The following is a 20177-nucleotide window of genomic DNA, read 5'->3' as shown; positions in this document are numbered from 1 at the left end:
CACCTCTTTCAAATTCCTATATGTTACTTTTTTAAGATAATTTATTATAGCTGATACATATACGATTGTCACACGATATACAGCAAGGAATTACTATCAAAAAACATTATATATTTTCATTTAAAATAAAAAAAAGACAGTTTACATACTGTCTTTTTTTACAAGAAGGAAACAAACGGTTTATCACTGTTTTTCTCTTTTATAATAACGGCCTCAATTTTACTCTCGGACTTGATCTGTAATTGTACTTTCGCATCTTTAGGCAATTTGTCTAACATGCCTTGAGCAGCCAATTGGGTAAGAGCCATTAATTCTGTTTTACCGTTATATTTAATAACAATATTCATATTTAATGTATCCATTTGATCTTTCTTATAAGAAACTTTAGCGTTGACTGGAATAAAATCTCCATTAGAAAAACCTTTTATTTCCTTAGCAAAGTTATTTATTTTTGTATTATCTTCTCCATGTGCTTGTGTAAATTCATCAGAAGGATATGAATACGACTTTTCATCGATCGTACTCCAATTTCCAAGGTTCGTATCATTCTTTTGAACAGTAGCACTAGCAATATACGTACCATTTTTTAAAGAACTTGTACTTTCTTGCTTAAAGATAGCAAACGTAATTGGAGATTTGTTATATTTATCATTTTTGTTAATAGCTTCAATAAGTTGTTTAGCAACTTCAGTCCCTTTAGACATAGCCTCTTCATTCGATACACTTGAAGACATAGCTAAGCCAATCATAACACCAGATAAACTTAATTCATTTGAATTCTGTTTTCCGAAATAATCTTGTTCTATAATATTTGTCAAAACTGGCGCTTCTACTTTCGCAACTAGTTCATCAATTAGTTTCTCTGGAATATACTGGTTTAATTGCAGTACGTGACTCTCTGTATCAAATTGCTGCGTTGCAATATTTATTAAACCATTTTCATACTCTGCTAAATCTAATTTAGAATTTGTTTTTATATTAGCTGTATTAATAACCTTTTGTTCTTTTAAAGGAATAACAGTTCTATAATAATCTTTAGAAACAGCAGTTCTCGGAATCATACTTTTTTCTTTTGTATCTTTTTGTATAACTTCATCCTTCTTACTAATCGTATTACTATTGTTACTACAAGCTCCCAGTAATAAACTTACGACTGCGAAGGATAATGCCATTTTCTTCATTACTTAAAACCTACTTTCAACAATCTAGTTATTTAGTTTGAACTATTAATAGTGTACCACTAAATATATTTCAACAAAAACAAAAAAAAGAAGCAAGCACCTTTAGCTTGCTTCTTTTTACTTTATATTCTCTTCTAAAGCATCTTTTTTAATATTCCAATGAGATGTATTCCATACTACCATCCCATCTTTTATGTATAACACTTGTGGTGATTCATGTCTAATACTGTATTGTTCTGCAACACGATTTGACACATCTCTCGCATCTTGTACGTATAAGTAATACGCTGGTACTTCTCTTTCTTCGCTGCAATACGCTTGAAATTCTGTGTATGCACCGTGACTAATTGGGCATGTCGTACTGTGTTTAAAAAGAACATACGGCTCGTTCTTTTCTACTAAGACTTCAAGCTCTTCAATTGTTTCAAGTTTTGTCATATTCATCACGATTCACCTCTCATACGAAATCTAGAGCGTTTCTCTTTCTTTTCAGCTTTTTTCTCAATTCTTTCTAATTTACGCTCTTCTTTTTCAACCTTCTTCTCTTGTCTCGACGCACGGTAATGATTGTATACTTCAATCGCCGCACTGCTCCACTGTACAACTTGCGCTACTTTATCAGCGTTATTTTCAATTTCGTCCGTTACAGAGTCTGATACATTACGAAGCTTCGTATTTAAAGATTGGATTGTCGTTCCAATCCCATCTACACCCGCTACCACTTTATTTAATGACTGTGACTTCTGTTGAATATCATCAGCTAACGCATTCGTTTTATGTAATAATTGCTCTGTCTCTACGCTAATTCCTTGCATTTGTTTTTCTAAACCTTCTAACGTGCTTGCAACGTTTTCTAACGTCTTCTGAACCGATAACAACGTTCTGCATACATACACTACTAATACTGCGAAAGCAACCGCGATAATAGCCGCACTTACATATAAAAGAACTTGCATTTCATCACTTCCTTTATCTTTTTCATACTTTCCCCTATTATACAATCATTTTCCGTTTCATTCTAATCCCTATCTCATCATTAGAATTTTCATACTTATTCGTTAACTGTAACATAAATCATTCAACAAATTCCACTAAGTAGGTTACAATAGGAGAGGATACATAATTAGTAGGGAGGCTTTACATATGAAAGATCCACGTATTGAAAAGTTAGCATACAATTTAATTAACTACTCTATCCGCTTACAAAAAGGTGAAAAAGTATTAATTGAAAACTTTGGCTTACAAAAAGAACTTGTAACTGCACTTGTAAAAGAAGCATATGCAGCTGGTGGTTTCCCATTCGTCTCTTTAAAAGATCATCAAGTAGATCGCTCTTTATTAATGGGTGCTACTGAAGAACATTTCGAACAAATCGCTGCATATGAAGCAAGCGTAATGAAAGACATGGACGCTTATATCGGCCTTCGCTCTGGCGATAATATTAATGAACAAGCTGACGTTCCAAGTGAGCGTATGAAAGTTCATGGCCAAACAGTTGGTAAAAAAGTTCATAGAGACATTCGCGTTCCAAAAACACGCTGGGTTGTTCTTCGCTACCCAAATGCTTCTATGGCACAGCTTGCTAAAATGAGTACAGAAGCTTTCGAAGACTTCTACTTTGAAGTATGTAACTTAGACTACGGTAAAATGGATAAGGCGATGGACAGCCTTGTTACATTAATGAATAAAACAGATAAAGTTCGTTTAACTGGTCCTGGAACTGACTTAACATTCTCTATTAAAGACATTCCAGCAATTAAATGCTCCGGTCATTTAAACATTCCAGACGGTGAAGTATACTCTGCACCAGTTCGTGATTCTGTTAACGGTACAGTTTCTTACAACACACCATCTCCTTACAACGGTTATACATTTGAAAATGTACAACTTAAGTTCGAGAACGGCCAAATCGTTGAAGCAACTGCAAACGATTCAGAACGCATTAACAAAATCTTCGATACAGACGAAGGCGCACGCTACGTTGGTGAGTTCGCAATCGGCGTAAACCCATACATCTTACATCCAATGGGAGACATCCTATTCGATGAAAAAATCGATGGCAGCTTCCACTTCACTCCTGGACAAGCTTACGACGATGCATGGAACGGTAACAACTCGAACATCCATTGGGACTTAGTATGTATCCAACGCCCTGAATACGGCGGCGGCGAAATTTACTTCGACGACGTACTAATCCGTAAAGACGGGCGCTTCGTTGTACCTGAATTAGAAGCTTTAAACCCAGAGAACTTAAAATAATAAAAAAAACGCTCGGGATTTTTCCGAGCGTTTTTTTTATTAATACTTTAATAACTCTTTCGCCACATCTTCTGGCACTTTAAAACTCATTTTCTTATTTTTCATTTCAACTTCGACATAAGGGACATCTTTATATACTGTCATCGTACCAATTTCATGTAACTCTTTTTTATCTTTACTCGAATCCAATAATTTCGGTGTATCCTCTTGATACATTGTAAATGTTTTCCCTTGCGGAGTATCTAAAGGAGCCGATTGCATTTTCCACTTATCCATTTTCATGACTTCAAACAGCTTTTCAATTTTTTTCTTATCGGTAATTACTTTTTTCTCACTTGAATCAGTAAGTGATTCAATTTCAACTTTTTGTGCCTTTTCTAAGTTCATATCAGCCTTTTCCTTCTTCGCACTACACCCTATTAAAAGAAAGGATGCAGTTAACAGAAGTAAAAATAACATAAGGGCTTTTTTCATTTCTAATCCCCCTAACTACATAGTGCTACTTTTCTCACTTTTTGTTTGCTGAAAATGAAAATAATATAAAAGCGCCACTGCAATAGTACTTATTAATATTGGTATATATAAGGGCAAATCCCATTTCATATATACTCTAGTGCAAATAGCAAGCACCAGTAATATTTCTAAGCAAAACAAAGGTTTTACATATTTCATTTCTTACCCACCATTTCTATTTTCACATGTGGATTTTCTTTTTCGATAAGCGCCAAAAATTCATTCATATCTTGCGGCATCGCAACCATATGTACTTTATATGCATTTGTCGTAATTTCAAGATACTTTCCGACCTGACGTATAATTCTTATATCTTTTAATACAACATCATCATTTAAAATGCCGTACTTTAATACACCATTTTCTACTTTATGCTTTTTAATAAATACTTCCCAAACTAGCGGGACATTTACAATGAAACATAATCCCATTCCAATTAACGCTGATATCCACTGATCTTTATTTGCGACAATCATGACAAGTGGATATACAAACATAAAAACTAACGTGAGACAAACGAAAATTACTACCGATTTACTTCTTTGAATCGGAAAATTCATACACGCACCCCCTAACCTAAATTATACCACTTTTTCCATTTTAATAATAAAAAAGGCCATTTTTGAATGACCTTTACACAATGTACCTATAAAATTTCTTATCTACCTCTAACACTGGAAAGTTTTTCGGCAACTCGTCTATACTCACACTTTGAAAACCATTCTTTTCATAAAAGCGATGCACCGCTAAAAATTTCACTGTCGTTCCTAAGTAAATATCTTTCAGCTTTTTATTCTCAGCCCATGAAATTGCTGTTTGAAGCAACATATGTGATGCACCCCATTCTTTTCCGCGAAACTCTTTTTGTACGAACATTTTTCTTAGCGCTACTTGATGATTCTCAATATCTAATAAAGCTACTGTTCCAACTACTTTACCATCATAAATTGCTACCCAAAAGTTTCCGTGATCCTTTTGATAGAATGTTTCTATTTCAAGTAAATCAGGTTGCTCTTCTTTCGTAATTGAAACATTATACTCTTTTTGCTGAATATGAACGATAAGATCTACTACTTCCTCTTGAAACGTACTTTCATATGGAACAATACGAATCTTCTCGTTCATCGAATCTCTTTCCATTCTGAAGCTAGTAAACTATATACAGCGATATCATGAAAATGATCATATAGCCATTCTTCATCTCGTAAAATACCATCTAACTTAAATCCTAAACGTTCTGGAATTGCGCGGCTTTTCGCATTTCCAACACCGCACCGAATTTCAATTTTATTCAGCTTTAAATTTTCAAATGCATAGTGAAGTACAGCCTTTACGCTACGCGTCATAATACCTTTCCCGCCAGCATCTTCTGCAAGATAATACCCAAGACTCGTCGCTTTCTTCCCCCAGCTCACTGGATGAATGCCTACCATCCCAACGAGCTTTCCTTTGTAACGTATACCACTTTCAAAACCGTCTCCCTCTGCAAACTTCTTTAACCACATCGGAAAAATTTCATCATAAGCATCAGCAGATTTTGTCCCATCTACCCAAGGGAGCCATTTTCGTAAATGATTACGGTTTTGATCTAATAATTGATATAATTCCTCTTTATGATGTTTTTCTAGTAATTGTAGTTCGATTTCGTCATCTACTCGGAGTGTGAACATGTTTTTTAGTCCCCTTTTTAGTTTTCTTATTATTCTAACATTTTTAGATGTAAAAAGTTAAATATTAACACTTTCTTTTGATTTTCTTTGTATAAAACCAGAAGAATACGATACTCCCGTAATAACTAATATCATTCCTACAGATTGTGCAGATGTTATATTGACTCCTTCAATAAAAGAAATAAGTATTGTAACAACAGGCACTAGATTAAAAAATAAAGATGTCCTTGCTGCACCAATTTGAGCAATTCCATTATTCCACCATAAGTAACCAAGCACACTCATTCCAATTGCCATAAAGAGAATTGCTCCCCATGCCAACAAAGGAATTTCTAAAACTGGTACTATACTTTTTTGTGTAGAAGATATGATAATAAAGGCAAGTGCACCAATAGTCATCGTATATGTCGTCGTTTGTATTGGATTACCAGTTTTAATAAACCGTCTGCCTAGCACGCCGTATAACGCCCAGCAAATATTCCCTAATAAAATATAAAAATCCCCTTTTGAAAATGATAAATGTTGTAGTATTGTAAACGAACCTTGTGTAAGTACAAAAACAACGCCAATTAGTGCAAGTAACATTCCAATAGCTTGGCGCTTCACAATTTTCTCTCGTAAAATGACACTTGCTAACAGCGTCGTAACGAGAGGATTTGTCGCCATAATAAGTGCACCATTAACAGCTTCTGTATATTTCATTCCTAAAAAGAAAGAGAAGTTAAAGCCGAATACACCAACAATACCTAGCAAAAGATAATAGGTCCTATTCTGCATCCATACTTCCAGATCAAAATCTTTTCGTATTTTTAACAAACATAACATCACAAATGCAGCAATCCCAAAACGCCATGCTGCTATATGAATTGCTTCGAAATACTGCACCGCATATTTCGAAGCATTAAATGTCCCACCAGTAAATATCGCAAAACCTAATAACTGCGTATATACTTTATTTTTCATTGCCGGCCTCCAAGTCCTTTTCTTCTAGAAAACCGTAATAAATTTCTAACTTCTCCTCCGTTAGCTGAACAACTTTTTGCAATTGTTCCTGCTGTTCTTTTAATCGCTCCAAGTGCGTTGTTAAAATGGAAATTCTCTTTTTTACTTTCGCTGGTACTTCCTCTTTCTTCTGCCTAATTTCCTCTATAATGCACCCATCACTTGCAAACTCAGCCATCTCTTCTAATGACATCCCAGTTTGTTTTAATGAATATAAAAATTTTAATAAACGTACATCGCCTTCTGTATATTGACGAATACCGCTATATCGCGTTGGTGGTGGTAATAAACCTAATTTCTCATAGTAGCGCAAAGTATGAATGCCCATCCCTGTTAATTCTGCTACTTCACCGATTTTATACATGTTCTCTCCCCCTTGTTTTTACATTTTCATCTTACAACCTAGAGTTAGCTCTAGGTCAATACATAAATAAAAGTTGAACACAACAAAAAAGACGCACAGCCAAGCTATGCGTCTTTTCTATTATTTCTCTGCAACTTGAACTTCTTTTACGTAAGCCGCTTCGAATTTTTGGATGTCACCTGCGCCCATGAAAATTAGAACGCCGTTTTTATGTTTCTTTAATACATCCGTTGTTGTATCTGTAATTAATTCTGCACCGTCAATACGCTTTTGCAGATCTTCGATTGTTAATTCACCTTTGTTTTCACGTGCTGATCCGAAAATATCACATAAGTATACTTGGTCAGCTTTGCTTAGGCTTTCTGCGAACTCATCTAAGAACTTTTCTGTACGTGAGAATGTATGCGGCTGGAATACAGCGACAATTTCACGCTCTGGATGTTTTTGACGAGCTGCTTCAATCGTTGCATTAATTTCTGTCGGATGGTGCGCGTAGTCATCGATGATTACTTGCTCTCCCATCGGCTTTTCATTAAAGCGACGTTTTACGCCTTCAAAAGTTGTTAATTGATGTTTTACTGCTTCTACATCAACATTTTCATAATGGCAAAGCGCGATTACTGCTAACGCATTTAATACGCTGTGATTGCCGTATCCTGTAATTTTGAACGTATCATAGTACGTGTTACGAACGAATACATCAAATATCGTACCATCTGTTCTCTTTTGAATGTTGCGTGCTTGGAAATCATTATCTTCTCCAAATCCATAGAAAATAACAGGTACTTTCGCTTGAATTTTTTGAAGTTCTTCATCATCTCCACATGCAATAATGCCTTTTTTCACTTGCAATGCCATCTCTTGGAATGCACTGAATACATCATTGATGTCTGCAAAATAATCTGGATGATCAAAATCAATATTCGTCATAATTGCATAGTCTGGATTATAAGACAAGAAATGACGACGATACTCACAAGCTTCAAATACAAAATACTTACTATTTTCTACCCCATGCCCTGTTCCATCTCCAATAAGGTAAGATGTTGGGTGTGCACCTTGCATTACATGGGCTAACAAACCTGTTGTTGATGTTTTTCCGTGTGCACCAGTTACAGCAACACTTGTGTATTGGCTCATCAGGTCACCTAAGAAATGATGGTAACGATGGACTGGGATGTTTAATTCTTTTGCTGCTACGATTTCTTCATGCGTATCAGGAAATGCATTTCCTGCAATAATCACTTGTCCTTCTTCTACATTATTCTTATCAAAAGGAAGGATCGAGATACTACGCTTTTCCAACGCTGTTTGTGTAAAGAAACGCTTTTCATAATCAGACCCTTGAACAGTATGCTTCATATCATGAAGAATTTGCGCTAATGAACTCATTCCTGTTCCTTTAATTCCTACAAAATGGTAAACTGTCATCTTAAAGAACCTCCAACATTTCGAACTAATACAACGGCCTATCTATAAGACAGTATATGAATCTTTTCTTATTTTGGTAATCATCATACATTTTTGATGTAGTGAAGTTATTCTTTCCCTTCACTTATCAGGATAAACTCGTACGTACTTCTTTATATGTCCATAATAAGTCCATTATAGCAAAAAAGAAGCCGCTATACTATGATAACAGAAAAACTGATAGGGTCAATCACCTATCAGTTTTTCTCTCTTTTACATCTCTTCTCTTTTTTCTAATTGAACACGCTCTAAACGTGGGTTTGGACGATATTTACGACCAGCTTTTGCTTCTGGTTTCCCATTTAGTTCTACATTATCACCAGTAAAGCCAATATTCATTTTTAATAAGCTACTTCCTACCCCGTATATGTCAACAGGTACGTTTTGAGCTTCAAATTCACGAATACGCTTCTCATCAAATCCACCAGTTACAACGATGTCTACATGCTGGAATCCTTCTTCATCAAGTGCTTTACGAAGTGCGAATACAAGCGATGGGTTTACACCACGTGGATCGAATGTTCCAAGTACTTCTGGGTGGCGAATAAAGTATTGATCAATCATCGTGCGGGACGTATCTACACGTACACCTTTTAATGTTGATCCAAATTCACGCGCTACGCGAAGTGCATCTGTAATAACATCATTATTGTAATCAATTAGTACAACTAATTCATCTTCTGGGAATTTCTTATGATATGCTTTTGCCGCTTCCACAACATCACCATTAAACATTTGAATTAATGCGTGAGGCATCGTCCCCATACCACTTTTGCCCCACCATTCATTCATCGCATGCGTCGCTTGTGCGCTCATACCTCCGATGTATGCTGCATAACCGTCACCAGCTTGTTGTGTATAATGATCATCACGGTCTCCCATGAAAATAACTGGTTTTTCTTTATCTACGCTACGCGCAGCTTGGACAACGTTATATACGTTTGTCGCAACCGATGTACGACGAGCTAAAATCCCATCAATGACACCTTCTAAAAATCCGAAATTTTCATAAGGACCATGAATTGTTAACACTGTTTCAAATGGACTAATTTTATCGCCATCTTTTAAAGAGTTAATTTCAAGTTCCTCAGGATTTTTAGCGAATGTTTGTAGCAATGCAATTACTTCATCCGTTCCGCAAAGAACTGCATTTTCCTTTTGGAAAAATTGCATCGTTACAACACTTTTCGGGCGAAATTCTTCGATGATTTCTCTAGTTTTTAAAAAGTAAACGGCAGAGAACCAACCTTCTCCAACACGTTCGTCAAATTTAAATGTTTTATTTGTTAGTCTATTTATTTCACCTTTTAATTTTAATTCAATTTCTTTCATGTCGCTTTACTCCCTACTTTACTATCCAACATTTTCTCTTAGTATACAGCAAAACCGTTTACTATACATTTGTTTCCTGCATAGCGGCAAATTCATCCTCAGAAATAAGGACATCTCTCGGTTTCGTTCCTCTACCTTCAGAAATAATTCCTTGCGATTCCATCTCTTCAATGAGACGTGCCGCGCGATTATAACCGATGCGGAATTTTCGCTGTACAGAAGATGTGGACGCTCCCCCTTGTTCTACAACAAATTGACATGCATCAAGGAACAATTCGTCTTCCGACTCAGCTTGTTCTGTTTTCGCTAATAAATCCTCTTGCTTAAATAAGTAATTCGGCTTCATTTGCTTTTTCACATGATCAACTGTTTTTTCAATCTCATCATCCGATACATATACACCTTGTACACGAACTGGTTTAGATGTACCGTTCCCTAAGAATAACATATCACCACGGCCAAGTAATTTCTCCGCGCCCCCAATATCAATAATCGTACGCGAATCAACTTGAGATGATACAGTAAACGCAATACGCGTTGGAATGTTTGACTTAATTAAACCTGTAATAACATCTACAGATGGACGCTGCGTCGCTACTAATAAATGAATACCACAAGCACGTGCTTTTTGCGCAATACGACAAATCGCTTCCTCAACATCACCAGGTGCTACCATCATTAAATCGGCTAACTCGTCAATGACAATAACGATATAAGGTAATGTCTCTCCTGGAATTTCTCGCTCACTTACAATCGTATTGTAGCGAGTTAAATCACGAGCACCTGCGTGTGCAAACAATTCATAACGGCGTTCCATTTCCTCAACTGCCCATTTTAATGCAGCTGTCGCTGCTTTTACATCCGTAATAACAGGTGCTACAAGATGCGGAACAGAATTGTATGGTGCAAGCTCAACCATCTTCGGATCAATTAACATTAACTTCACTTCATGTGGTTTCGCTTTATATAAAATACTCGTTAAAATCGCGTTAATACACACACTTTTACCTGAACCCGTTGCACCCGCAATAAGTCCGTGCGGCATTTTTCGAATATCCGTTACAATTGGGTCCCCTGAAATATCAAGTCCAAGCGCAACAGTAAGCGGTGATTCACTCTTTGTGAATACAGGACTTCTTAAAATTTCGCGAAGAAATACTGGCTTGCTTTCTTTATTTGGAACTTCAATTCCAATTGCACTCTTCCCTGGAATCGGCGCTTCAATACGAATATCTTTCGCAGCTAAACTTAACTTAATATCATCACTTAAGTTTGTAATTTTATTTACTTTCACACCTGGGTCTGGCTGTACTTCAAAACGAGTTACCGCTGGCCCTTGCGATACATTAATAACATGTGCGCCAACGTGAAAATTATTAAACGTTGTATCTAATAATTCTTTCTGCTCCTCTAACCATTCTGTATTATCTAACGCTGATTGCTGTGGAATCGACAACAGCGCTAATGGTGGAACAGTATATGTCGGTGGTGTATGCAATACATTTCGCATATCGTTCTCTCTTTGATTTACAACATATGCTTTCTCTTGTACTTCCGTACTTGAAATTGGCTTTTGTACTTGCTCTACCACTACTTGCTGCATTGGTTGCTCTTCCACTTGTGGTTCTGCTACTACTTGCTGCACTGGGCGTTCTTCCACTTGTGGTTCTGCTACTTGCTGCACTGGGCGCTCTTCCACTTGTGGTTCTACTACCACCTGCTGCACTGGACGTTCTTCCACTTGTGGTTCTACTACCACCTGCTGCATTGGGTTTTCTTCCACTTGTGGTTCTGCTACTACTTGCTGCACTGGGCGTTCTTCCACTTGTGGTTCTGCTACCTCTTGTTGTACTGGCTTATTCTCTACTCGTACATTAGCAGAAGGCTGCATTGCATTTGCTCTAGCTGCATGTCTTTCCATTAATCGTGTTCTATCTTGTTTCAACATAACAACATTAAATGGTACATGGCGCTTTTTCTCACGTTTTGGTTCTTCTTTTTGTACAACTGGTTGCTCTTCTGCGATTGGTGTTTCTTCTACAACTCGTTGCTCTTCTACGACTGGTGTTTCTTCTACAACTCGTTGCTCTTCTACGACTGGCGCTTCTTCTACAACTCGTTGCTCTTCTGCGACCTGTGCTTCTTCTACAACTCGTCTATTTTCCTCTGTTTCTGCAATTAAAACATTCGCAAAGCTTTGAACATCTTTCTTCGTTTGTTCATCAGCCTCAGAAACATGTATGAATTCACTCTTTTGTTCAATTGCTTCATCTTCTTGCTGAATTTCCTCAAGTGCTACAAATGTCTCTACTACAGGCGCTTTTGTTTCTGCAATCACTTCTGTTTCTTCTGCTTCCGCAATTACTTCCACTTCTTCTGACTCTTCTGTTTCTGTAATTACTTCCACTTCTTCTGACTCTTCCGTTTCTGCAATTACTTCCACTTCTTCTGACTCTTCTGTTTCTGCAATCACTTCTACTTCTTCTGCTTCCGCAATTACTTCCACTTCTTCTGACTCTTCTGTTTCTGCAATTACTTCAGCTTCTTCTGACTCTTCTGCTTCCGCAATTACTTCCACTTCTTCTAACTCTTCTGCTTCCGCAATTACTTCCACTTCTTCTAGCTCTTTTGCTTCCGCAATTACTTCCACTTCTTCTGACTCTTCCGTTTCTGCAATTACTTCCACTTCTTCTAGCTCTTTTGCTTCCGCAATTACTTCCACTTCTTCTAGCTCTTTTGCTTCTGCAATTACTTCCACTTCTTCTGGTATTTCCACAATGATTGTTTCTTCAAGTTTTTCTTCTGCTTTGACAATCACTGATTCTTCTGGAGCTTGCTTTTCTACTTCAATAGTAGGTTGTTTTATTTCTGTGTTACGTTTAATTTCTTCTGATAATATTGTATCCTCGTGCTCTACTTTAGAAGCTACTAATTCTTCTTGTAGATTGTTTTCGTTTAACACCACTACATCTTTTTCTAGCTTAGCACTTTCCATCTGCTCAGCTACTGTTTTATGAAGTAATTCATCCGCTGAAACTTCCTGCGGTGTACTCATTTCTTGAATCACTTCTTTTTCTTCTACTAAAGGCACTTGGCGTTCGATTTCATAACCGTTTTTCTCTAGCCATTGATCAACTACTGACTTTTCTTCCTTTTTATTCTCTTCATATTGTTGCTCTCCTTGCTGGTTAGCAGCTCTATGACTAGAAGAAGTTGGTGCTTGACCTTCTGAGAAATCAGATAATTTATATCCTTTTTTCTCTAACCATGCATCAACGACTGATTTACCCTCTACAGATATTTCAAGGTCTTCTCTTTCCTTTACTTCCTCCTGCTTTTCTTCCTTTTTCTCTACTGAAGGACGATTATATCCATAAATTGGCGAAATCATTTCTGTTGGACGAAATGGTCTACGGTTACTCTCTTGCGAAGGTGCAGATGCCTTTTTAACGACAGACTCCCGCACCGGTTCATATTGCACTTCCGGCTCTTCATATGTAGAAACTACCTTTTCCACATACGGTCGTCTGCTTCTTTCCACCTTTATTCCTCTTTGGGCAGTAGGTTCTTCATATGTTACTCCTTGAACAGGTTGTTCTTCGAAGCGATTTACTTCGCTTTCATCCTCTTCATCGAACCCATTATCCGGTACTAAAGGAAAACGGCATTTACCTGCATTCCTACTTGCCATTTGTGCTTCTCTTGCTTCAGTGTAGTGGTTTACACGAGGAATTTTCGGCTGACTTTCAATTTGCTTTGGTACTTCTTTATTCATCGCTGTTTGTTCTTCCTCTTTGTTAAACAGCTTTTTCATCCAATCTAACATGCTTACCACTCTTTCTACTAAATAGTAACATCCTTTATTGTATCAGCATTCGGCAAAAAGTGCAGGTAAAATTAAGCATGTCATATTTATCCACAATATTCTAATTTACGAGTGTTTCATATGAAAAAACGCAGCCTTTCATATAAGACTGCGCTTAAGCTTTACTCTTCTGATATGCATCTATGCTATCCGTTACACTTTGCAATAAAGAATTTACATATTGCGGGTCAGATAATTTTTTATCTTCTTCATGGTTTGACATAAACCCAAGTTCTAATAGTACGCCAGGAACCTTTGCCCAATTAAATCCAGAAAGATCATCCCGAAATTTAATTCCATTTACTTTTACTTGTTGATTCTCCCTCATTTTATTTACAATCATTTGAGAGATTTGAAGACTTTCCGCATAAATCTCTTTCGTATACGGACTTCCTTCTGCCGGCGTCAATACAGCAAATCCACTTTCGTTTGGATTTTCAGAACCATCTGCATGAAGACGTAAAAATAAATTCGCCTTATGATTATTTGCGAATGTCGCCCGTTCTTTATTACTTATATCAACGTCTTGTGATGTTCTCGTCATTAATACTTGTATCCCTTTTGCTTCAAGCTTTTCTTTTAATAAAAAAGCCATTTCTAATACAAGTACAGCCTCTCTCTTTTTCGTCACAACACCCGTTGTACCGTCTGTCACTTTATATTTTTGCGTTGTTGCCCCTGGTCCAATTGGCTCTAAATTTAAATTCGCTTTTTGTTGATGCCCTGGATCAATAACGACGAGAAACTTCTCTTGTTTTTCATTACTCTCTACTTTTTGTTCATTATTTTGCACTGGTTGCTCAGTTGCCTGTACTGGCGTAGTTTCTTCTTTCTTTTCCTCAGATGATACTTCCTCTTGCTTATGTTCTACTTGCTCATTCGTTTGAATTGCTTGCAATTCTTCGTTTATTTCTTGTTCTTGCTGTTTTTCTACCGGTGCGTCTTCTTTGGTATCTTTGTTTTTCTCTTGTATAGAAGATGTAGTTTCTTTTTTCGGCTGCTCTTGTGAACAACCGGCCATATATATTCCAATGAATGCAATCATGCTCATTATTTTTATATACTTCATACTTCATACTTCTCTCCCATCACTTTGCACCGGATTCAAAGTTTTTCTTATAATTGCCCTATAATCTCATCCATATTTCCAATATAAACTGGCTGCCATTTTTCTGTACCACGTTCTGCAGTATAAACCGGATAAGCGTCATCATCTATATTTACGAAAACTGGATCGCCCATATCCGTTTCATATCCAATTGTAATCCATCCTTCTTGCCACTTTCCGTTTTCTTCACTTATTAATGAATTTTTATGTTTATCGTATCGGTAACCGATTTGTCCTTTTTCTAATTCACTTTCACTAAACACATATATTTCATAAGTACCTAGCTCAACATCTTGCTGTTTTGAAGTTTCAATTCGTTTTAGAAGTTCTGCGATTTTTATTTGTTGTTTCATACGTCTATCCCCTTCTATTTTTCTAAATTTTAACTAGTTTGTTTATAAAATACAATATAGATTTTAAGAAAAAAGGTGACATCCTTATAATATGAATGATTTTTTGAATATATCTGTCACAACTCTACATATATCAACGATTTTTCAAATATATCTATCGTAACTCTACATATATCAACGATTTTTTAAATATATCTATCACAACTCTCAATATATCAACGATTTTTTAAATATATCTATCACAACTCTCAATATATCAACGATTTTTCAAATATATCTATCGTAACTCTACATATATCAACGATTTTTCAAATATATCTATCGTAACTCTACATATATCAACGATTTTTCAAATATATCTATCGTAACTCTACATATATCAACGATTCGACACGGAATATCGACTTACCAACAAAAAATGACAAAACAAAAAGAGAGACTGTCCAAAAGGACAACCTCTCTCTTCTTATATCAATTAAAATTTAAACTCTTGTCCAACTTCAAAGCTATCTTCTAATACAAGGATACCTTTTTCTTGTGGAGCATCTGGAAGCTCTAATTCACGTGCAGAGCAGATCATTCCAGAAGAAGGAACACCGCGAAGTTCTGCTGGTTTAATTAACATACCACTTGGCATTACAGCACCAATTTTTGCAACGACAACTTTTTGTCCTGCATCAACGTTTGGTGCACCACATACGATTTGTAATGTTTCTGTACCGATTTCTACTTTACAGATATTTAGCTTGTCAGCATTTGGATGCTTTTCTTTTTCAGCTACATAGCCTACAACAAATTTCGGAGAAAGATCTGCTTCTACTGTTTCTTCAAAGCCATTCTTCGCTAAAATTTCGTTGATTTTCTCTACAAGCTCTTTCGTTAATGTAAGGTTGCCTATTTCTTTTACTTCTAAGTAAGAAGATGCATTAAAGATGTTGAATCCTGCTGTTACATTGCTTTCACGATCGTATACGCGTGCAACATCTCCTTTGCGATCAAAAGTACGGTTCTCTAAAGTAATATCTTGTAAGGCAACAATTAAAGTGTCACCAATTCCTTCAAGGTTGTAAAAAACGTTCACTTCGTTCATCCTTTCTCTTTTCCATCTGTCTTCTTCCGATTTTTCGCTAAAATAAAGATTGGTTCAAATTCTCCATCTTCATATACGAATGAAAGTGATGTAATCGGAACATGCCCTTCGGCAAAAAATTTCATTGTCATTTGTGCAATAATATCATAACCGATTTCGTTGACGATATCAGCAATAATTAATACATCTTGGTGAGGAACAGCAACAACCATGTCACCAGAAATCTTTTCACGCATCGATTGTAGTAACGATTCGTTTAAAATACGAGTCGCGTCATACCCATCATTTGTGTTTAAAAAGTAGAATGTATTACCCGCTACTGTGTCTTGTTTAAATTCATAACCTAATGAGCGTGCGTTGAATAATGCCATTTCACGCACTTGCTGTTCTGTAAGTTCTAATTTTTGTAATAGACGCTCATCAATTAGTCGATACGTTTTATTCGAATCTAGCGCGTAGTAAATACGTGTTTCCGCCGTATGATCCGTCATAATAAACGGATTTCCTTCTTCTGCTTGTTTCGGGAAAGAAGTAGAGCGAATAACAGGTAAAATTTTCGCTCCGCTATTTTCTTCTTTATGCATCGCAATTAGCGCTTCTTGTACGTAATAAGCAACTTCTTCAATTGCCTTTTCCTTGTTCACTTCCCATTTTGCCACAACTCCTGGAAGCGATACGTTAATACCTTTTTTGGAGTCTTTTTGTTCAATACGTAAAACTTCTTTCTCACTATCATACTGAAAGTCCCATTCTGGGCGAGATAATTTCTTTATTAACTCATCTTTCATCTTTTTACTTGTCATCTTCATCTCTTTTTTCCTCCCTTCCAAAAAAATAACCTCCCCCGCGAAGGTAGAGGTTGTTTTACAATTCAATTGGCAAATTGCCTTATTTTAAACCTTCAATGAACTCTTCGATTTGTTCTTGTGTTTTACGATCTTTGTTTACATAGCGACCAGTTTCTTCACCTTTATTGTACGCTACAAAGCTCGGAATGCCAAATACGTCTAATTTTACACATAGATCAATAAACTCATCACGATCTACATAGTAAAATGAGAAATCACTATATTTCTCTTCTACTTCTGGCATAAATGGATCTACAAAGCGGCAGTCTGGGCACCATTCTGCTGAGAACATAAAGACTACATTCTCTTCATTTTTTAACTGTTGGAATTGCTCCATGCTTTCTAATGACTTCATCTATATTTCCTCCTCTAACGGGTGCATTTTTCATGTTATAATCTTTCTTTTATACTACCATACATCGCGCACGGTGCAAGGTTTATGCTTGCTTTTTGTCATACTTATATTGCCCAACTAACAACTTAACAACGTGTACAAATAATTCCGTGCGGTCGACATAATCATCTGTAAAAATACCGATAGCACCTTCGTGACTACGAATATCTTTTCGCTGCACAAACTCTTCCATCACTTCGCTTAATTCCTTACCATCTTCAAGAGGTGCTAAAAAATCGTCTGGTAACGTAATACGCGCTCCTCCGGCCACAAATACTTTCCCATCCATTGTTGCTAGCGCGCCCCAGTTACACATAAATAAACCGTGCTCCGTTTTCATTACGCCGCCTTCTAGCCCAATACCAATTGGAGCTTCTCCTTCCTCTAGCGCTCGCTTCGCTCTATTAATCGCTCCTTGCATCGTCTCTTCATCTGAGAAAGGCTGAGCTGATACTCCTGACGGAACAGAAAGAGATGTAATTTCAGCATCTTTCCAAACCTTCTCCACAGCGCCAACCTTCGTTTTATTCTTTGATCCTACTACTACTTTCATTTCGTTCACCTCTATAAAAATTCATCATTCTATTCTAATATCCCTATCAGATACGAATTAAGCATCAACCACTACCACATATCACCAAGTCATCTATTCAGCCTAAAAAAGAAGGGTTTTTCTAGCAACATTACCGTCCTCAAAAACAAAAACAGCCTTCCTCTCACTTCCTACTTGGGGTCTTCATACATCATTCGAACACCAATTAAGCACTGACCATTCCCACTCATGGATGGGTCATCTATTCAAGCTAAAAAAGAAGGGTTTTCTAACAATATTACCGTCTTCAAAAACAAAAACAGCCTTCCTCTCTTTTCCTATCTAGGGTCTTAATACACCATTCGAGCACCAATTAGGCACTGACCGCTCCCACTCATGGATGGATCATCTATTCAAGCTAAAAAAAGAAAGGCTCTTCAGCCCTTCTTCTCTACGCGTTATTCTTAATTGTCTCTAACGTCGTTTTATCTGTTGTTCTTACAAGCTTCGTAATTAATTCTTTCGCCGCTGCATAATCATCAACATGTAAAATTGAAGCATGTGTATGAACGTAGCGCGCACAAACACCAATTACTGCTGATGGGATACCAGAGTTACTTGTATGTACACGGCCCGCATCTGTACCACCTTGTGAAATAAAGTATTGGTACGGAATGTTGTTTGTTTCTGCTGTATCTAAAATGAATTCGCGTATTCCTCTATGTGTTACCATCGTGCGATCGTAAATACGAAGAAGAGCACCTTTTCCTAATTGACCGAACTGTGTTTTGTCACCAGATGCATCGTTTGCTGGACTTGCATCAAGCGCATAGAAAATGTCTGGTTGAATCATATTTGCAGCGGTTTGCGCTCCGCGAAGACCTACTTCTTCTTGTACAGTAGCACCAGAATATAATGTATTTGGTAATGTTTCGTCTTTTAATTCTTTTAACAATTCGATTGCAAGACCACATCCGTAACGGTTGTCCCAAGCTTTCGCCATAATTTTCTTCTCATTTGCCATCGGTGTAAACGGGCAGATCGGCACGATTTGTTGTCCTGGTTTTACACCAATTTCAATCGCATCTTCATAACTATCTGCACCTATATCAATTAACATATTTTTTATATCCATCGGTTTTGCACGTTGCGCGTCACTTAATAAATGAGGAGGAATAGAACCAACAACCCCAATAACAGGACCATTCTTCGTCATAACTTGTACACGCTGTGCTAATAAAACTTGGCTCCACCAGCCGCCTAACGTTTGAAAACGAAGCATTCCGTTTTTCGTAATTTGCGTAACCATGAAACCTACTTCATCCATATGACCTGCTACAAGAACACGTGGGCCAGTTTCGTCCCCTTTTTTCAGACCAAATACGCTACCTAAACCGTCTTGTACAATTTCATCTGCATATTTGCTTAATTCTTGTTTCATAAAACGGCGTACATCATGTTCAAAACCTGATGCACCTTGTAATTCTGTTAACGTACGAAATAATTGTAATGTCTCTTTATTCACGAAGTCCCCTTCTTTCAAACCTTAGTAGAATACCTCTTTTATTGTAACGAAATTTTCGAAATGTTTCTAGTTTCTTCTTTTTTAGCTGTATTTGCTTTATAATTATTATCGGTACACTATTTTTATTTTATAGAATTGAGGTGAATATATGAGCTGGAAAGGTTTAGTAGCAGGTCTTGGCGTTGGGTTCGCAGCTGGTTATCTCGTTGCAAACAAAGTACAAGAACAATCCCATATTTCTTCAGAAAAAGCATTGAAAATGGTGAAACAAGCATTAAGTCATAAAGGTGAAATTACTGGCTCTTGGGTACATATGGTTCCAGAGACATTTGAAAAATATGATGTCGCATATGAAGTTTATCGCGGCGGTCTTACAACGATGTTAAATGATATACAAGAACGATTTGAATTTTTAGTTGATGCTAAAACAGGTACTGTTTTAGAGGTTATAGCAGCATAAAACGGAGGGTTCCCATTAGGTGAACCTCTTATTTTTTAATTGTGGATAGTGATTAAATTTATATCGGCGATTTTTCGAATATATCGGCGCAATTCGATTTATATCAGTGATTCCTCAATTTTATCGGCAATTTCCCCACTGTATCGACTTACCGAAAAAGACCAACAATAAAAAAGAGGTCGCTCCAACAAATATTCTGGAACAACCGCCT

Annotated in this window: 22 protein-coding genes; 2 read left to right on the top strand and 20 right to left on the bottom strand. The window is 36.8% G+C overall.

Features of this window, described 5'->3' with window-relative positions; translation table 11 throughout:
- Positions 1–158: 158 nt before the first annotated feature.
- From MR136_RS00390 to MR136_RS00380, 3 genes are all read right to left on the bottom strand, one after another.
- A complete protein-coding gene (locus MR136_RS00390; protein ID WP_000738025.1) occupies positions 159–1181 on the bottom strand; it encodes a CamS family sex pheromone protein in 1023 nt (340 codons plus the stop codon).
- 117 nt (positions 1182–1298) lie between these two features.
- A complete protein-coding gene (gene ytxJ / locus MR136_RS00385; protein ID WP_001057469.1) occupies positions 1299–1625 on the bottom strand; it encodes a bacillithiol system redox-active protein YtxJ in 327 nt (108 codons plus the stop codon).
- Entirely contained in the window at positions 1625–2137 is a 513-nt protein-coding gene (locus tag MR136_RS00380) for a DUF948 domain-containing protein (RefSeq protein ID WP_001197720.1), read from the bottom strand. The genes ytxJ and MR136_RS00380 overlap by 1 nt, the downstream gene beginning before the upstream one ends.
- Positions 2138–2324: 187 nt before the next feature.
- Here MR136_RS00380 and MR136_RS00375 point away from each other — a divergent pair, with 187 nt between their 5' ends.
- The gene (locus MR136_RS00375; RefSeq protein ID WP_000654729.1) at positions 2325–3440 is read left to right on the top strand and encodes an aminopeptidase; all 1116 of its coding nucleotides are present in this window, start codon (positions 2325–2327) and stop codon (positions 3438–3440) included.
- Between the two features lie 39 nt (positions 3441–3479).
- Here the strand turns inward: MR136_RS00375 and MR136_RS00370 are convergent, their stop codons facing one another.
- The 17 genes from MR136_RS00370 to MR136_RS00290 form a co-directional block, all read right to left on the bottom strand.
- The gene (locus MR136_RS00370) at positions 3480–3914 is read right to left on the bottom strand and encodes a hypothetical protein (RefSeq protein ID WP_000709855.1); all 435 of its coding nucleotides are present in this window, start codon (positions 3912–3914) and stop codon (positions 3480–3482) included.
- Positions 3915–3929: 15 nt separating this feature from the next.
- Complete coding sequence (locus MR136_RS00365; protein WP_000878355.1) at positions 3930–4112, bottom strand: hypothetical protein; 183 nt, start codon at positions 4110–4112, stop codon at positions 3930–3932.
- Entirely contained in the window at positions 4109–4513 is a 405-nt protein-coding gene (locus MR136_RS00360) for a PH domain-containing protein (RefSeq protein ID WP_001010645.1), read from the bottom strand. The genes MR136_RS00365 and MR136_RS00360 overlap by 4 nt, the downstream gene beginning before the upstream one ends.
- Positions 4514–4586: 73 nt before the next feature.
- Complete coding sequence (locus MR136_RS00355; protein ID WP_017674376.1) at positions 4587–5078, bottom strand: GNAT family N-acetyltransferase; 492 nt, start codon at positions 5076–5078, stop codon at positions 4587–4589.
- Positions 5075–5623: a GNAT family N-acetyltransferase gene (locus MR136_RS00350; RefSeq protein WP_000494681.1), complete on the bottom strand. Its 549-nt coding sequence runs from the start codon at positions 5621–5623 to the stop codon at positions 5075–5077. The genes MR136_RS00355 and MR136_RS00350 overlap by 4 nt, the downstream gene beginning before the upstream one ends.
- A 57-nt stretch (positions 5624–5680) precedes the next feature.
- Positions 5681–6586 (bottom strand): DMT family transporter, encoded by a 906-nt coding sequence (locus MR136_RS00345; RefSeq protein WP_017674377.1) that lies wholly within the window; start codon positions 6584–6586, stop codon positions 5681–5683.
- Positions 6576–6989, bottom strand: a complete 414-nt coding sequence (locus MR136_RS00340) for a MerR family transcriptional regulator (RefSeq protein ID WP_000276605.1) — start codon at positions 6987–6989, stop codon at positions 6576–6578. Before MR136_RS00340 ends, MR136_RS00345 begins: the two co-directional genes overlap by 11 nt.
- Positions 6990–7109: 120 nt before the next feature.
- Positions 7110–8420, bottom strand: coding sequence for a UDP-N-acetylmuramate--L-alanine ligase (murC, locus tag MR136_RS00335; RefSeq protein ID WP_000219468.1), 1311 nt, complete (start codon positions 8418–8420; stop codon positions 7110–7112).
- A gap of 252 nt (positions 8421–8672) precedes the next feature.
- Positions 8673–9791 (bottom strand): nicotinate phosphoribosyltransferase, encoded by a 1119-nt coding sequence (locus MR136_RS00330; RefSeq protein WP_000658370.1) that lies wholly within the window; start codon positions 9789–9791, stop codon positions 8673–8675.
- 61 nt (positions 9792–9852) lie between these two features.
- Positions 9853–13617, bottom strand: coding sequence for a DNA translocase FtsK (locus tag MR136_RS00325; protein ID WP_242259216.1), 3765 nt, complete (start codon positions 13615–13617; stop codon positions 9853–9855).
- 154 nt (positions 13618–13771) lie between these two features.
- Positions 13772–14725 carry an N-acetylmuramoyl-L-alanine amidase gene (locus MR136_RS00320; RefSeq protein WP_242259215.1) on the bottom strand — a complete coding sequence of 318 codons (954 nt, stop codon included), beginning with the start codon at positions 14723–14725 and terminating at the stop codon, positions 13772–13774.
- A 47-nt stretch (positions 14726–14772) separates the two neighbouring features.
- Positions 14773–15117 carry a hypothetical protein gene (locus MR136_RS00315; protein WP_017674323.1) on the bottom strand — a complete coding sequence of 115 codons (345 nt, stop codon included), beginning with the start codon at positions 15115–15117 and terminating at the stop codon, positions 14773–14775.
- A gap of 475 nt (positions 15118–15592) precedes the next feature.
- A complete protein-coding gene (ytpR, locus tag MR136_RS00310) occupies positions 15593–16207 on the bottom strand; it encodes a YtpR family tRNA-binding protein (RefSeq protein ID WP_242259214.1) in 615 nt (204 codons plus the stop codon).
- Positions 16204–17016, bottom strand: a complete 813-nt coding sequence (locus tag MR136_RS00305; protein ID WP_000784588.1) for a DUF1444 domain-containing protein — start codon at positions 17014–17016, stop codon at positions 16204–16206. Before MR136_RS00305 ends, ytpR begins: the two co-directional genes overlap by 4 nt.
- A 79-nt stretch (positions 17017–17095) precedes the next feature.
- Positions 17096–17410: a thioredoxin family protein gene (locus tag MR136_RS00300; protein ID WP_000838193.1), complete on the bottom strand. Its 315-nt coding sequence runs from the start codon at positions 17408–17410 to the stop codon at positions 17096–17098.
- 82 nt (positions 17411–17492) lie between these two features.
- Positions 17493–18002, bottom strand: a complete 510-nt coding sequence (locus MR136_RS00295) for a DUF84 family protein (RefSeq protein WP_000869940.1) — start codon at positions 18000–18002, stop codon at positions 17493–17495.
- Positions 18003–18432: 430 nt separating this feature from the next.
- Positions 18433–19506 (bottom strand): M42 family metallopeptidase, encoded by a 1074-nt coding sequence (locus tag MR136_RS00290; RefSeq protein ID WP_001031514.1) that lies wholly within the window; start codon positions 19504–19506, stop codon positions 18433–18435.
- Between the two features lie 148 nt (positions 19507–19654).
- On the opposite strand from MR136_RS00290, the gene MR136_RS00285 reads away from it, so the two are divergent.
- Positions 19655–19966, top strand: coding sequence for a PepSY domain-containing protein (locus MR136_RS00285; RefSeq protein ID WP_000118543.1), 312 nt, complete (start codon positions 19655–19657; stop codon positions 19964–19966).
- Positions 19967–20177 lie beyond the last annotated feature (211 nt).

Source organism: Bacillus cereus group sp. BfR-BA-01311 (assembly GCF_022664295.1).
GTDB classification, from domain to species: domain Bacteria; phylum Bacillota; class Bacilli; order Bacillales; family Bacillaceae_G; genus Bacillus_A; species Bacillus_A cereus.
Note: the sequence above shows the minus strand (reverse complement) of the source record. Positions and strands in the feature narration are given on the sequence as shown.